At 56.0% G+C, this 15,228-nt stretch carries 12 protein-coding genes; 5 read left to right on the top strand and 7 right to left on the bottom strand.

Annotated elements, in window-relative coordinates; translation table 11 throughout:
- Positions 1-216: 216 nt before the first annotated feature.
- A complete protein-coding gene (gene prlC, locus AAH450_RS15325) occupies positions 217-2,256 on the top strand; it encodes an oligopeptidase A (protein WP_342910968.1) in 2,040 nt (679 codons plus the stop codon).
- Positions 2,257-2,262: 6 nt separating this feature from the next.
- A complete protein-coding gene (gene rsmJ, locus AAH450_RS15320; RefSeq protein ID WP_342910967.1) occupies positions 2,263-3,054 on the top strand; it encodes a 16S rRNA (guanine(1516)-N(2))-methyltransferase RsmJ in 792 nt (263 codons plus the stop codon).
- A 117-nt stretch (positions 3,055-3,171) separates the two neighbouring features.
- On the opposite strand, the gene uspA is transcribed toward rsmJ, so the two are convergent.
- Positions 3,172-3,609: a universal stress protein UspA gene (gene uspA / locus AAH450_RS15315; RefSeq protein ID WP_342910966.1), complete on the bottom strand. Its 438-nt coding sequence runs from the start codon at positions 3,607-3,609 to the stop codon at positions 3,172-3,174.
- A gap of 435 nt (positions 3,610-4,044) precedes the next feature.
- Between uspA and uspB the strand changes: the two genes are divergently transcribed.
- A complete protein-coding gene (gene uspB / locus AAH450_RS15310; RefSeq protein WP_306209734.1) occupies positions 4,045-4,380 on the top strand; it encodes a universal stress protein UspB in 336 nt (111 codons plus the stop codon).
- Positions 4,381-4,447: 67 nt separating this feature from the next.
- Here the strand turns inward: uspB and pitA are convergent, their stop codons facing one another.
- The gene (pitA, locus tag AAH450_RS15305) at positions 4,448-5,950 is read right to left on the bottom strand and encodes an inorganic phosphate transporter PitA (protein WP_342910965.1); all 1,503 of its coding nucleotides are present in this window, start codon (positions 5,948-5,950) and stop codon (positions 4,448-4,450) included.
- 237 nt (positions 5,951-6,187) lie between these two features.
- On the opposite strand from pitA, the gene AAH450_RS15300 reads away from it, so the two are divergent.
- Positions 6,188-7,372 (top strand): BaiN/RdsA family NAD(P)/FAD-dependent oxidoreductase, encoded by a 1,185-nt coding sequence (locus AAH450_RS15300; protein WP_342910964.1) that lies wholly within the window; start codon positions 6,188-6,190, stop codon positions 7,370-7,372.
- Between the two features lie 85 nt (positions 7,373-7,457).
- On the opposite strand, the gene AAH450_RS15295 is transcribed toward AAH450_RS15300, so the two are convergent.
- The 4 genes from AAH450_RS15295 to AAH450_RS15280 all read right to left on the bottom strand — a co-directional run bounded on the left by AAH450_RS15295 (position 7,458) and on the right by AAH450_RS15280 (position 12,675).
- Positions 7,458-8,258 carry an inositol monophosphatase family protein gene (locus AAH450_RS15295; protein ID WP_342910963.1) on the bottom strand — a complete coding sequence of 267 codons (801 nt, stop codon included), beginning with the start codon at positions 8,256-8,258 and terminating at the stop codon, positions 7,458-7,460.
- A gap of 23 nt (positions 8,259-8,281) precedes the next feature.
- The gene (locus tag AAH450_RS15290; protein ID WP_342910962.1) at positions 8,282-9,343 is read right to left on the bottom strand and encodes an ABC transporter ATP-binding protein; all 1,062 of its coding nucleotides are present in this window, start codon (positions 9,341-9,343) and stop codon (positions 8,282-8,284) included.
- Positions 9,340-11,574, bottom strand: a complete 2,235-nt coding sequence (locus AAH450_RS15285; RefSeq protein WP_342910961.1) for an ABC transporter permease — start codon at positions 11,572-11,574, stop codon at positions 9,340-9,342. The genes AAH450_RS15290 and AAH450_RS15285 overlap by 4 nt, the downstream gene beginning before the upstream one ends.
- Positions 11,575-11,646: 72 nt before the next feature.
- Positions 11,647-12,675: an ABC transporter substrate-binding protein gene (locus tag AAH450_RS15280; RefSeq protein ID WP_342910960.1), complete on the bottom strand. Its 1,029-nt coding sequence runs from the start codon at positions 12,673-12,675 to the stop codon at positions 11,647-11,649.
- Positions 12,676-12,894: 219 nt separating this feature from the next.
- On the opposite strand from AAH450_RS15280, the gene AAH450_RS15275 reads away from it, so the two are divergent.
- The gene (locus AAH450_RS15275) at positions 12,895-13,926 is read left to right on the top strand and encodes a LacI family DNA-binding transcriptional regulator (protein ID WP_463322734.1); all 1,032 of its coding nucleotides are present in this window, start codon (positions 12,895-12,897) and stop codon (positions 13,924-13,926) included.
- A gap of 44 nt (positions 13,927-13,970) precedes the next feature.
- Here the strand turns inward: AAH450_RS15275 and AAH450_RS15270 are convergent, their stop codons facing one another.
- Positions 13,971-15,089, bottom strand: a complete 1,119-nt coding sequence (locus tag AAH450_RS15270) for a mechanosensitive ion channel family protein (protein ID WP_342910959.1) — start codon at positions 15,087-15,089, stop codon at positions 13,971-13,973.
- Positions 15,090-15,228 lie beyond the last annotated feature (139 nt).

Raw genomic sequence — 15,228 nt, 5'->3', positions numbered from 1 at the left:
ATCAACCAGAGAGTGGGTGAGCCGTGACTGAGATCAATAACGCGTTAAGGAGGGCAGTAACAAACCTCTGCTGCCGTTCGGCATGCGCCCTTACCGACACCTTTCGTCACCTTTCCCCGCCTGCCCACCATTGATTTTCACTACACTTAGCCTCATGTTAACTTTATCGCGCGCTAAACAGCGCCTCAGACAAGTCATCATAACAAGGACTGCGCAATGACCAATCCGTTACTTACTTCTTTTACGCTTCCGCCGTTTTCTGCGATCAAACCCGAACACGTGGTTCCCGCAGTGACTCAGGCACTGGCCGATTGCCGTGCTGCGGTGGAAAAAGCGGTCGCTCAGGGCGCGCCCTATACCTGGGATAATCTGGTTCAGCCGCTGGCGGAAGTGGACGATCGCTTAGGCCGCCTTTTCTCCCCGGTCAGCCATCTGAATTCAGTGAAAAACAGCCCGGAACTGCGCGAAGCCTATGAGCAGACGCTGCCGCTGCTTTCCGAGTACAGCACCTGGGTGGGTCAGCACGAGGGCCTCTATCAGGCTTATCGCAATCTGAAAGAGACCAGCTACGCCGGACTGAGCGCGCCGCAGAAAAAGGCCGTTGATAATGCCCTGCGTGACTTTGAACTCTCCGGTATTGGTTTGAGCAAAGAAAAACAGAAGCGCTATGGCGAAATTGCTGCACGCCTCTCGGAACTGGGTTCGAAATACAGCAATAACGTGCTGGATGCCACCATGGGCTGGAGCAAGCTGATCGCTGATGAAAGTGAACTCTCCGGTATGCCGGAAAGCGCACTGGGTGCGGCGAAGGCGCAGGCAGAAGCTAAAGAGCAGGAGGGGTGGCTGCTGACGCTGGATATCCCAAGCTATCTGCCGGTGATGACCTACTGCGACAACCAGGCGCTGCGCGAAGAGATGTACCGCGCCTACGCCACGCGAGCCTCCGATCAGGGGCCAAATGCGGGCAAATGGGATAACAGCGAAGTGATGGCGGAAGAGCTGGCGCTGCGCCACGAGCTGGCTCAGCTGCTGGGCTTCGACTCCTACGCGCATAAATCCCTGGCGACGAAAATGGCCGAAAATCCTGCCCAGGTAACTGACTTCCTGACCGATCTGGCAAAACGCGCCCGGCCGCAGGCAGAGAAAGAGCTGGAGCAGCTGCGTGCCTTCGCGAAAAAAGAGTACGGAATGGATGAGCTGAATCCATGGGATCTGACCTGGTTAGGCGAAAAGCAGAAGCAGCACCTGTACGCCATCAGCGACGAGCAGCTTCGTCCTTACTTCCCGGAAGAGCGTGCCGTTAACGGCCTGTTTGAAGTGGTTAAGCGCATTTATGGCATCACTGCCAAAGAGCGCAAGGATGTGGACGTTTACCATCCTGACGTGCGTTTCTTCGACCTGTTTGATGAGAGCGGCGAGCTGCGCGGCAGCTTCTATCTCGATCTCTACGCGCGTGAAAACAAGCGTGGCGGGGCATGGATGGACGACTGCGTAGGCCAGATGCGCCTTGCCGACGGTTCCCTGCAAAAGCCGGTGGCTTACCTGACCTGCAATTTCAACCGTCCGCTGAAGGGCAAACCTGCGCTGTTTACCCACGATGAGGTGACCACGCTGTTCCATGAGTTTGGCCATGGCCTGCACCATATGCTGACGCGTATTGAAACGCCGGGCGTAGCGGGCATCAGCGGGGTGCCGTGGGATGCGGTCGAATTGCCAAGCCAGTTTATGGAAAACTGGTGCTGGGAACCGGAAGCGCTGGCGTTTATCTCCGGCCATTATGAGACCGGCGAGCCGCTGCCACAGGAGCTGCTGGACAAAATGCTGGCGGCAAAAAACTATCAGGCGGCGTTGTTTATCCTGCGTCAGCTGGAGTTTGGCCTGTTTGACTTCCGTCTGCATGCCGAGTTTGACCCGGCCAAAGGCGCGCAAATTCTTGAGATGCTGAAAGAGATCAAACAGCTGGTAGCCGTGGTGCCATCACCGTCCTGGGGCCGCTTCCCACACGCTTTCAGCCATATCTTTGCCGGTGGCTATGCTGCGGGTTACTACAGCTATCTGTGGGCAGACGTGCTGGCGGCTGACGCTTACTCGCGCTTTGAAGAGGAAGGTATTTTCAACCGCGAAACGGGTCAGTCCTTCCTGGATAACATCCTGACGCGGGGAGGTTCCGAAGAGCCGATGGAGCTGTTCAGGCGCTTCCGTGGCCGCGAGCCGCAGCTGGATGCCATGCTCAAACATTACGGTATTCAGGAATAGCGTGCAGTGAAGATCTGTTTAGTGGATGAATCGGGCGCCGGAGACGGCGCCTTATCTGTTTTAGCCGCCCGCTGGCAGCTGGAGCATGATGCAGATGCGCCGATGGCGCTGGTTATGACGGCTACACACCTTGAGCTGCGCAAGCTTGATGAGCCTAAACTTGGCGGAATTTTTGTGGATTTCGTGGAGGGCGCAATGGCCCATCGACGTCGTTTTGGCGGTGGGCGCGGCGAGGCGGTGGCAAAAGCGGTGGGCATTAAAAGCGGCTATCTGCCCTCCGTGATCGATGCCACGGCGGGGCTGGGGCGCGATGCCTTTGTGCTGGCCTCTGTAGGCTGCCATGTGCAGATGCTGGAGCGTCATCCTGTGGTGGCAGCTCTGCTGGATGACGGCTTACAGCGCGGCTACCAGAATGCGGAAATTGGCGGCTGGCTACGGCAACGTCTGACGCTTATCCACGCTTCAAGCCTTGAGGCACTGAGCGAAATCGCCGACAAGCCCGACGTGGTCTATCTCGACCCGATGTATCCTCACAAGCAGAAAAGCGCGCTGGTAAAGAAAGAGATGCGGGTATTTCAGACGCTGGTGGGGGCGGATGAGGATGCGGATGGCTTGCTGGCCCCGGCGAGGCGGCTGGCGAAGAAAAGGGTGGTTGTAAAGCGCCCTGATTATGCGCCTCCGCTGGCAGGCGTGGTGACACAGGCTGCCGTAGTGACCAAAAGTCACCGCTTTGATATCTACCCACCGCTGCCTGGCGACTCTGTGGAGCCAGCGTCATCTCATCAGAGTGACGCTTAACGCAAGCGTTACGGGGTGAAGCGAACGATCTTCCGCGCCGACAGAACAGCGCCAGCGAGAAGCGTTTTACAGCACCACATCTGAAAAAAGGGCGGAGATTATTCCGCCCTTTTCTGTTTATTCGTCTTCTTCATCGCGCAGCGGCACAATCAGCATATCAATGTGCACGGTATTGATCAGCTGGCGAGCCGATGACATCAGCTTGCTCCAGAAGTCCTGATGGTGACCACACACCACCAAATCCACATCATATTTTTTGATCGCATCGACCAGCACCTGGCCCAGATCGCCGCTGCCGCTCAGGGTTTCAGAAATGGGGTAGCCCGCGCTATTCGAAAGGTCGGTCAGCGCGGTATGGGTCTCTTCAGAGATACGTTTTTGCATATCCCCTAAGTTGACGTCAATCAATCCGGTATAGAGATCGGAATAGTTCACATCAACGTGGATCAGTGACACTTTGGCATCGTAAGGGCGTGCCATGGACACCGCTTTGGCGACCAGCAGCTGGCTTTCCGGAGAAAGGTCGACTGCGATCAGAATGTGTTTGTAAGACATAACGATACTCCTTTCATTCGTTGCGGAGGGATATCCGCCGAAAAAACTCTCTTTTTGCATCATAACACATTGAAATCCGTTGCTAATGTTTAATGCATTGAGCCGCGCCTGATGAGGAGAAAGAGATCGGCGACGTTATTATTTTCACCTCTATTATAACCCCAATTGTTAACAGCAGAACGGCCAGGCCGCGCCGTTTGCGAGCGGGATCATACTGAATTTTTCTCTCTTTCTGACGGTTACGTAAAACATCGCTGGAAAAAATTTAAGCAGATCTCCTACACTGATATTAACGACCTGTTATGCGCTAATAGCAGTCGCTTTTCTGTTACAACTAAAATCAGTCTGGTTTAATGAGGTGATTGGCTACTCATCGCAGGGCTTGTCCGGCGTACCCCGTTGCATAAGCTCTTTGATGGCTGTCGGGAGGGGATCATGATCAGCACCATCGCGCTTTTCTGGGCTCTTTGTGTGGTATGTGTGGTGAATATGGCGCGCTACTTTTCCTCTTTGCGTGCGTTGTTAGTGGTGCTTCGTGGGTGCGATCCTTTACTCTATCAATATGTGGATGGCGCGGGCTTCTTTACCTCACACGGTCAGCCTGGTAAACAGGTCCGGCTGGTGCGGTACATCTGGTCACAGCGCTATCGCGACCATCACGATGATGAGTTTATTCGTCGCTGCGAGCGGGTACGGGGGCAGTTTATCCTGACCAGCGCGTTATGTGGGCTGGTGGTAATTAGCCTGGTTGGGCTGCTGATCTGGCACTGAGCCAGCAAACGAAAGAAACAAAAAAGGGCGGGGATATCCCCGCCCTTTTGCTGTGCCAGGAGGGCACTTAAGCGATAAATTTCAACGCAATCCAGTAAAGCGAACCTGACAGCAGGATGGAAACAGGCAGCGTGAATATCCAGGCAAGCAGGATATTTTTGATGGTTTTGCTCTGTACGCCGCCGCCATCAACCAGCATGGTGCCGGCAACGGAAGAGGAGAGGACGTGAGTGGTTGAAACCGGCATTCCGGTATAACTCGCCACGCCGATAGAGACCGCCGCCGTTAACTGCGCGGACATCCCCTGAGCATAGGTCATGCCTTTCTTACCGATCTTCTCACCGATAGTGGTCGCCACACGACGCCAGCCCACCATGGTGCCCAGCGACAGCGCCAGAGCTACGGCTACGATAATCCAGACCGGAGCATATTCAATCGTGCCCAGCAGGTCGCCTTTCAGCTTGCTGAGGAAACGCTGATCGTCACTGGTGACGCCCGGCAGTTTCGACGCTTTTTCTGACGTGTCAGAGATGCACATCAACAGGCGACGAAGCTGCGCCCGCTGGTCCACCGTCAGCTTGTCGTAGCTTTGCAGGTTGTTCAGCAGGCCCTGGGCTTGCTGAATAGCTGGCAGAGCGCGGGCGGCATCACAGTGGAACTCTTTCGGGCCGCTTGGTACCTCTTCCGGCGTTGGCACCACAGGCGGCGCCATCTGCACGATATGGGTCAGTGAATCAGCGTGCTGCTGATAGTACTGCTCCAGATGGTTTACCGCGTCACGGGTGCGGGTGATGTCGTAGCCGGTGGAGTTCATGTTGACCACGAATCCCGCTGGCGCCACGCCAATCAATACCAGCATAATCAGGCCAATGCCTTTCTGACCATCATTGGCACCGTGCGAGTAGCTCACGCCGATGGCGGAGACAATCAGGGCAATCCGGGTCCAGAACGGCGGCTTCTTCTTGCCGTCGATCTTTTCACGTTCCGCAGGCGTCATATGAATACGACGGCGCTTTTTGCTCCCACTCCAGTAACGGCGCAGGATAAATACCATGCCGCCAGCCAGCACCAGGCCAACAATGGGTGAAATCACCAGCGACATAAAGATGCCGATCATTTTGGGGATGTTTAATGCATCTACTACCGAGGTGCCGGTAATCAGTGCGTTAGTCAGGCCAATACCGATGATGGCCCCGATAAGGGTATGAGAGCTGGAGGCCGGCAGACCAAAGTACCAGGTGCCGAGGTTCCAGATAATCGCCGCAAGCAGCATAGAGAAGACCATGGCAAGGCCATGAGCTGAACCTACGTTAAGCAGCAGATCGGTGGGCAGCAGGTGAACAATGGCATAGGCCACGCTCAGTCCGCCCAGCAGGACGCCAAAGAAGTTGAACACCCCAGCCATCACCACCGCCACTTGCGATCGCATTGCCCGGGTATAGATCACAGTAGCGACTGCGTTGGCCGTATCATGGAAGCCGTTAATGGCCTCGTAGAACAGCACAAAGAGCAGCGCGAGCACCAGTAACAAGCCAGTATGAAAATCGAGACCAGCGAACAGATGTAACATAAGCGTTAAGCCATTTTGGGGGACATGAACGCGGCGCATTATCAGCGAGAATACGCGGCTGGGGAAAGGAAAATATAGACTTTTTTTGACAATAATGTGTCAGCCTGATGAAAAAGGCCTCTGCTTTCACTTAAATATCATCCAGTTGCAAAATGTTTCAGCAATGACATTTTTGTTACTCTGGCATCACCCGGCCCTTGTCATTACAATCAGCGTTTTTAAAGCCCGGAGCGAGTTGTGGAAAAGTTTGACGTTATCATCATTGGCGCTGGCGCGGCTGGCCTGTTCTGCGCGGCGCAGGCGGGGCAGCGGGGCAAGCGAGTGCTGCTGCTGGATAACGGCAAAAAAGCGGGCCGTAAAATTGTGATGTCCGGCGGCGGCCGCTGTAATTTTACCAACCTCTATACCGAACCGGCGGCTTATCTTTCGCACAATCCCCATTTCTGTAAGTCGGCGCTGGCGCGTTATACCCAGTGGGACTTTATTGACCTGGTGAACCGCCACGGCATCGCCTGGCATGAAAAGACGCTGGGCCAGCTCTTTTGTGATGACTCTGCCCAGCAGATTGTTGACCTGCTGCTGAAAGAGTGCGAAGTGGGCAACGTCACCCTGCGGTTGCGCAGCGAAGTGCTGAGCGTGGCGCGCGACGAGGCGGGGTATACGCTGGAGCTGAACGGCAGCACGGTGCAGGCGGAAAAACTGGTGGTGGCCACCGGCGGACTCTCTATGCCCGCTCTGGGCGCCTCGCCTTTTGGTTATAAAATTGCAGAGCAGTTTGGCCTTAAGGTGTTTCCTACCCGCGCCGGGCTGGTGCCTTTCACGCTGCACAAGCCGCTGCTGGAGCAGCTGCAAACCCTCTCTGGCGTTGCCGTGCCTGCAACAATCGGTGCTGAAGATGGCACCCTGTTTAAAGAAGCGCTGCTGTTTACCCATCGCGGGTTATCAGGGCCGGCAGTTCTGCAATTATCCAGCTACTGGCAGCCCGGCGAGTTCGTGACTATTAACCTTTCCCCGGAGCGCGAACTCGGCGGCTTTATTGATGAAGAGCGTGAAGCCCACCCGAATCAGAGCCTGAAAAATACGCTGGCAAAAATATTGCCGCGCCGTCTGGTGGAATGCCTTCAGCTACTGGGGAGCGTGCCGGAATGTACGCTGAAGCAGCTCAACCGGCGTCAGCAGGGCGAACTGGTTGACTCGCTGCACCAGTGGCGGGTACAGCCTAACGGCACCGAAGGCTACCGTACGGCGGAAGTGACGCTGGGCGGCGTAGATACCACCATGCTCTCCTCCAGGACTATGGAGGCGCGCGATGTGCCCGGCTTATATTTCATTGGTGAAGTGGTGGATGTGACTGGCTGGCTGGGGGGCTATAACTTCCAGTGGGCCTGGGCTTCTGCCTGGGCTTGCGCTCAGGCCTTGTAGAAAAGCGGTTAAGCGCCCGGATTTAGGGGGCTTTGTAACAGTGAAGGTTGCGCGCCTGAGCAGGGCTGCCTCAGGCGCAGTAAATTCACACGCCCATAATCTCTCTTAACTCTTGTTGCGCGCCCGGAGCCACCGCCAGCACTTTGGCGCCTTTAGTCAGCCGCTCTCCTTCTGTATCAAAAGGCAAATACCAGCCACCCGCCTCTTTCACCAGACAGTATCCGGCCAGACAATCCCACGCGTGCATATAAGGTTCAAAATAGCCTACAACCCGACCCGCAGCGACCCAGGCCAGCATTAACGCGCCGGAGCCGATACGGATAAAGTTCCCGCCTTTGGTCAGCAGCGCCGCCAGCAGCTCACCCACAGCCTGCGGTGAAACGTAACTGTTGGCCCCGAAGCCCACCACATGGTTTTGCAGGGTGCGCGCAGGGTCAACCTGCAATTTACGCCCGTTTAAAGTGGCTCCTTTGCCTGAGGCCGCAACGTAACATTCATCGTAGCAGGGAGCATAAATCACCCCGATAACCGGCTCGCCCTCAAAAAGCACCGCTATCGATACGCACCAGCTCGGCATGCCGTTGAGATAGGGACTGGTGCCGTCAATGGGGTCCACAACCCACGTATAGCCTGACGTGCCGGATTGCAGGCCCGACTCCTCCCCCAGAAAGCCATCATCTGCCCAGGCCTGGCGAATACGCTGGTCAATCATCTCCTCTACTTCACGGTCGGCCTGCGAAACCACATCCTGAGCATCTTTTTTGGTTTCCACAATCAGGCTGTCGCGCTGATTAAACCAGCTTAACGCCAGTTGGCCTGCGGCACGCGCCGTTTCTTCTGCCAGTGCAAGGCGCGCCAGTAGCGCGTGATCTTCTGTTCCGGTCATACTTTTCTCCAGAGTAGCGAGCGTTAAGAGGCGATTAATGCCAGTCCCTGCGGTTTGAAATCCACATTAACATGGGCAGCCAGCGGTAATATCAGCTCCATCTGGCTGTCAATAATAAACAGTGCGCCAAGCGACGTACTGACTTCATATTCGATATGGTCACCCAGCCAGGTTGCATGCACGATCTGCCCTGCCAGCGCACCTTCGCCGCCTGAGTTGAGGGTAATATATTGGGGTCGTATGGAAAGCTGGGCTTTACCCGGTTTCGCGCCGCTGCTGCGTACCCGATAGCGCTGTTTGCCCACGCTTACCAGGGCGAACTCACCGTCTGTGGTATCAACCTCACAAGGCAGAATATTCGCCTCTCCCATAAAGTCGGCAATAAATACCGAGTTTGGCGAGTGGTAGAGGGTATCTGGCGCGCCCTGCTGTGCAATCTGTCCCTCCTTCATCACGATAATTTTATCGGAGACCGCCAGCGCCTCTTCCTGGTCATGGGTGACGTAGACGGCGGTAAAGCCCAGCCGCTGTTGCAGGTCGCGAATATCGGTGCGTACGCGACGGCGCAAACGCTCATCCAGGTTTGAAAGTGGCTCATCCAGCAACAATACCTGCGGTTCCAGCACCAGCGCACGCGCCACGGCTATACGCTGTTGCTGCCCGCCGGAAAGCTCTGACGGCAGCCGGTTTCCCTGCTGTTCCAGACCAACCAGCTTTAGCCCCTCTCTGGCGCGATCCTGCGCTTCCCGCTTACGCAGCCCGCCCGACTGTAGTCCGTACATGACATTTTCCAGGGCCGACATATGAGGGAACAGCGCATAAGACTGGAATACCATCGCCACGTCGCGCTCGTTGGCGGGGAGTTGAGTCACCTCTTTACCGCCGATCAGGATGCGGCCTGATGTGGGATGCTCCAGCCCGGCCAGCAAGCGCAGGGTGGTGGTTTTACCGCAGCCTGAAGGGCCAAGAAGGGTCACCAGCGTGCCCGCCTCCACGGTTAATGAAAGATCGGGGATAGCGTCAAACCCGGCGAAGCGTTTGGACACCTGCTCAAACACCACTGTTCCTGCTGTAACGATGCTCATATGGCGTTCTCCTGAATGAACGGTTTCCGGGAAAGAGGGGCAACAGTGGCCGGGATAAGGGCGGCGGTGCGACGTAAGCGCCGCTCGCCAACCAGCAGCTGGAAGAGGGCGATGATCGCCAGCATCACCACAATCAAAACAGATGAGTAAGCAATCGCTACGCCGTACTCGCCGTTTTCAACCAGCCCGACAATGTAAGAGGTGGCCATGTTGTACTGGGCGCTAACCAAAAAGATCACGGCGCTGATAGAGGTAATGGCACGAACAAAGGCATAGACCAGCGCCGCACTGATGGCGGGTTTCAGCAGCGGCAGAATGACTCGGGTCAGCGTGCGGAAGCTGTTTGCACCCAGCGTCAGCGAGGCTTCATCAAGGCTTTTATCCAGCTGGCTCATCGCGGCAATTCCCCCGCGAACGCCCACCGGCATGTTGCGGAAAACAAAACAGGCGACAAGGATCAGCGCCGTGCCGGTGATCTCCAGCGGCGGCAGGTTATAAGCCATCACGTAGCTGACGCCAATGACCGTGCCGGGGATAGCAAAACTCAGCATCAGCATGAACTCAAAGGTCTGACGACCGGCAAAGTTTTGCCTTACGATAAGCCACGCGGTGAGTAAGCCAACCACAGCAGTGAGCGGGGCGGCAATCAGCGCAATTTCCAGCGTGGTCCAGAAGGAGTTCCAGGCCACGCCGCTCCAGAGCAGGTGCCCATCCTGTAGAGTAACGCGGAAGGCGCGGATATAGTGATCCAGCGTCAGGCTGTTATCCAGCCCCCATGACTGCACAAATCCGCCTACCATGATCATGCCGTAGACCACCAGCGTAAAGAGGCCCCAGGGGATAACCATCCCGTAAATGCCAGCCCGCAGGGGTTTTGGCAGCGTAGTGTGACGGCCGCCATCACCTTTTCCGGTCACGGTGGCAAAACTTTTACCCGAGAGCCAGAGTCGCTGGATAATAAAGGCGCATAGCGTAAAGCCCAGCAGGATCATCGCCAGTACCGCCGCGCGGCTGGGATCGTTTTGCGCGCCCACAACGGAGAAGAAAATTTCCGTTGAGAGGACGCCGTGGCTGCCGCCCAGCACCATAGGGTTGCCGAAATCAGCCATGCTTTCGATAAAACTGATTAAAAAGGCGTTGGCCAGGCCCGGCGCCATCAGCGGCAGTGAAACGCGGGAAAAAGTACGCCAGCGGTTGGCTCGCAGAGTTTGTGAAGCCTCCTCCAGCGACGGGCTTACCCCTTCAACCACGCCGATCAGCACCATAAAGGCCACCGGCGTGAAGGAGAGCACCTGAGCGATCCAGATGCCGGTCATACCATACAGCCAGCGACCCGGTTCGATGCCAAACAGCGCTGCCAGCTGTGCAGTCACCACGCCCGAGCGGCCGAACAGCAGAATCAAAGCCAGCCCAATCACAAAAGGCGGGGTGATAATGGGAAGAATGGTCAGCAGCCGCAGCGCTTTTTTGTAGGGCAGGGCGGTGCGCGTAGCGGCCAGGGCAAACGCCAGCCCAAGCAGCGTGGAGCCTGTCGCCGTCATCAGCGCCAGCGCCAGCGTACGCCAGGCTGTGCCGCAGTTACCGCCCGCAAAGCAGGCAAGGCTCCAGATTGAGGGATCCCGCATATTGTTGATCAGGCCATCCGGCTTGAAGCTGCCGTCAACATCCTGAACAGAGACGATAAACAGACTTATCACCGGGTAGAGCACAAAGGTGGTGACCAGGGCGACCAGTAAAACTATTGCGGCAACCACAAAGGCATCACCGCGCAACGCGCCGCGCTCTGCCAGCGCAAAAGAGAACAGCAGCAGAAAAACGGTAAGCATCAGCAGCGCACCTGCGCCCATCGCGGGCTGGCCTTGCGTCAGCGTTCCGAACAGACCTTCCAGCCACTGCCAGTTCCAGCCGCTATAGCCGATGGCATGCCCTTCCAGCACCATAAACAGCACGCCGGCGCCGCTGATAACAAGCAGCAACCCGCTGCGCCTGCCGCTCCGTTGCATAAGCCCGCAGAGTGCCGCCAGAGCCAGCAGAGCAACAATGACGCCCAGCCACGGATGGGAATAGAGTGTTAGCTGCCAGAGAGCAGGCGCGGAGGCTTCATCACGCCACAGGGTGAGGAGCCAGCTAAAATCAAAGAAGCCGTTTTCAAGGCTGTACCACGGCAGTAGCGTGAGTGCCACTGCCCCCAGAGCCAGCGCGATGACTAATCGCCGGTTGTTTGCATTCATCTATCACCTCGACCTGGTTCAGGCAGGCGGACATCAGGCGCAGGCCACCGCAGTTGCGTTAAATGGGCAGAATTACTCTGCGCTGGAGCCAATCTCTTTATCCCAACGGCCAAGCAGCGCTTTGCGTTTGGCGGAATCCCCGTAGGTTTTGAAGTCATAATCGATAAGTTTGATCTTCTCGAAGCGTGGCGCGTACTCTGAGATTTCCGCTTTGGTGTTCGAGGGAAGCTGGAAAGATTTGGCTTCTTTCATATGCGACTGCGCTTCTGCTGAAAGCGCCCAGTCATACCAGACTTTGGCGCTGGGCAGATTACGTGCGCCTTTCACGATCGACATTGAGCCAATCTCATAGCCGGTACCTTCACAAGGTGCGACGGTTTTTATGGGGAAACCCTCAACTTCCATCGCTACCGCATCATGCATAAACACGATGCCGACGGTGGTTTCGCCACGCGCTGCCGCTTTCACCGGCGCAGAGCCAGATTTGGTATATTGCGAAATATTGGCGTTCAGCTTTTTCAGATAAGCAAAGGCCTGATCTTCCCCCATGATCTGTACCAGCGTAGCCAGAGTGTTGTAGGCGGTACCGGAGGAGTTTGGATTGGCTATCTGGATCTCACCCTTGAATCCCGGATCCAGCAGATCCTTCCAGCATGCGGGAGCTTTAAGCTTTTTCTCTGCCAGCAGTTTGCTGTTATATCCCCAACCCAGTGCGCCTGCGTAAATACCTACCGTGCGGTAACCGGAGATTTCAGCCTGCTTTTGCGCCCAGTCATGCTGCTGAGTGAGCAACGGTGATTTGTAGACCTGGGTTAATCCCTCTTCGGCCGCCTGCATGTGGGGATCGCCCGTTCCCGCCCACCAGATATCGGTACGGGGGTTGCGCGCCTCACTGCGAAGGCGGGCATAGGCTTCTCCTGCGGAGAGTCGCACCATGCTGACTTTTATATCAGGATGCGTCTGGCTGAAAACGCGGGTCATCTGCTCACAGACCACCACGTCTGCCGAACAGATCATATTGAGATTGCCGGCAGCGCTGGCCGCAAACGGCGAGAGCGAGCAGCAGAGCGTGAGGACAGGGGTCAGCAAGGTATAACGCATGGTGTTCTCCTTGGGGTTGAGGTGATGCTTCACTGGCATCTTTTTTTGCACAGCTGTGCAGATTAGTAAGGGACAAAAAATAGCCTGTCAATCCAGCTCTGCTGCAATTGGCGGTTGTCGTCACAAAAATGCAACATTACGGGATGATTTTATTTTGCACAGCTGTGCAATTCAGGGCACACTGGGGCCGTTGATGACAAATTGGTGGGAATAAGCCTGATGCAGGAGAAAACAGTGGTCAGTGCACAGGATGTTGCTCTGCGGGCTGGCGTATCACGGTCTGCGGTATCCCGCGTATTTACGCCGGGTGCCAGCGTCTCTGAACCCATGCGCGCCCGCGTACTGAAAGCGGCAGAAGAGCTGGGCTATCATGTGAATCATCTGGCCCGCAGCCTGGTAAGAAACCGCAGCGGCATCGTCTGTTTGATTGTTTCAGAAGTGGCCACGCCCTATCGCGCTACTCTTGTCAGCTGGCTGACTCAGCTTTTGCAGGAGGCGGGGAAAGTGGCGATGATTATCAATACCGATCGCTCCGACAGCCGCGTTTCGGCAGCCCTGCAACAGGCGATTAATTTTCGTGCCGATGCGTCGATTATTCTCTCCGGCATGCCCGATCGTACCATCACCCGTCTCTGTTACCAGCATGGACAACATCTGGTACTGATCAACCGCGACGAGACGCTGCCTGGGTCACTAAGCATCAACCTTGACTCTACGCAGGCTGCCGAAACTGCGTTAATGGCTTTCCAGCGCGCGGGATGCCGCCACCTTGCTTTCGCGAATTCGCTGGCAGGGACGCCCAGCCTGATAAAACGAGAGGCCGATTTTCTGGCCGCCGCCGCCCGCGCCGGGATAGCGGTCACGGTTGAACGCTTTGGCAGTACTTCCTATGAGAGCGGTCAGATCCTTGCGCATCGCCTGCTGACGCGGCAGCAGCGTCCCGATGCAATCTACTGTGTCACCGACCTGGTAGCCTGTGGGGTGATGGATGAAGCGCGGCATCGTTTTGGCCTGCGCATTCCGGAAGATCTTTGCGTGGTAGGCTATGACAATATTCCGCAAAGTGGCTGGTCATCTTATAACCTGACGACCTTTACCCAGCCTATCGAACAGTTTGCCCGCGAGGCTGTTCGCTGGCTGATTGAACAGGATAACCACTCTGATGAACTGCGACCGCGCACCGGACAGCTTAACCACAGCCTGATCTATGAGGCAAATGTGGTGTGGCGCGGCTCGGTGCGCAGCGGCTGATAAAAGCGTCTTGCAGGCAAATAGCTGCAAGACGCCGTGCTCTGTTACTGAGTGGCCGGCATGCCTTCAGCTTCAGGTGCGGCTTCCTCCGTTTCCGCAAGGTAGGGGTTTTTAACCACCAGATTTGGCAGCGCCATCTCAACACCTATCTGCTGGAGACGCTCAATAATCTGAATATTAATCTCCTGCTGAATATCCATATATTTGTTGTAGTCTGCCGTGTTGACGATATGTACCACTTCATAGTTCAGTCTGTCGGTGCCAAAGCCCAGCAGATGAGCGCGGTCGAACTTTGTTTCGCCCGCTTCTGTAATAATCTCACCGACAATTTTACCGATCTTGCGCAGTTTTTCCGGCGGCGTATTCAGCGCCACGCCAAAGGTAAACACGATGCGTCGGGTCTGCATGCGCTTGTAATTGTGCAGCGTCTGCTGAAGCAGGATGGCATTACCACAGACAATCTGTTCACCGCTCAGACTCCGGATGCGGGTGGTTTTCAGCCCGATATGCTCAATAGTACCGGCCACATCATTAAAGACCACAAAGTCACCGATCTCGAACGGCTTATCAAAGCCAATTGAGAGCGAGGCAAACACGTCGCTAAGAATGGTCTGCACAGCAAGTGCAATCGCGATACCGCCGACGCCCAGGCTGGCTACCAGCGCAGTGATATCGACCCCAGCGTTAGCCAGGATTGACAGCAGCATCACGGCCCAGACCACGGTACGCAGAAGCAGGCCTGTGATCACCAGCGTAACCGGATTTTTTATCATGCCGGGCTGAGTCATCAGCAGACGGAGCCAGGAGACTACTCCCTGATCCAGCCAGAGCGCCATCTGCACCGCCAGTACCAGGAACCAGGCGTGGCTGATGGTGTTATAGAGGTTATCCGGCAGGTTAACGAAGCGCAGGCTGAATAAAAAAGCGGAGATAAAAATCAGCGATTTGCTGGTTCTTTTCAGCATATCCGTAAGGATGATGCGGCCTTTATGGGCCGCGGCGTGTTTCTCTCCCCAGTTGTTGATCGCTTTCTGAATGAAAGAGAGCAGCCGATTGATCACCCAGTACATGACCAGCGTCACCACAACCACAGTGGCGGTTCCTATCCAGAACGAGGGGGTCATTATCAGGTTGAAAAAACCGAAGCGTGACAGAAATTGCATGTTCTCTCCTTGGGTCAGAAAAAATTCCAAAAGGAAAGGATAGACAAGCTGCCAGGGTGCGTCGAACTTGCCGGGCGTCCCCGTCCGGATGAGAGGGCTGGTTTAAAGCCTCGCTACAGGGCCAGAAGCGATTGTCTCT

It is taken from the genome of Erwinia magellanica, from assembly GCF_039023495.1.
Taxonomy (GTDB): Bacteria; Pseudomonadota; Gammaproteobacteria; order Enterobacterales; family Enterobacteriaceae; genus Erwinia.
This window is presented reverse-complemented; position numbering and strand designations above follow the sequence as displayed.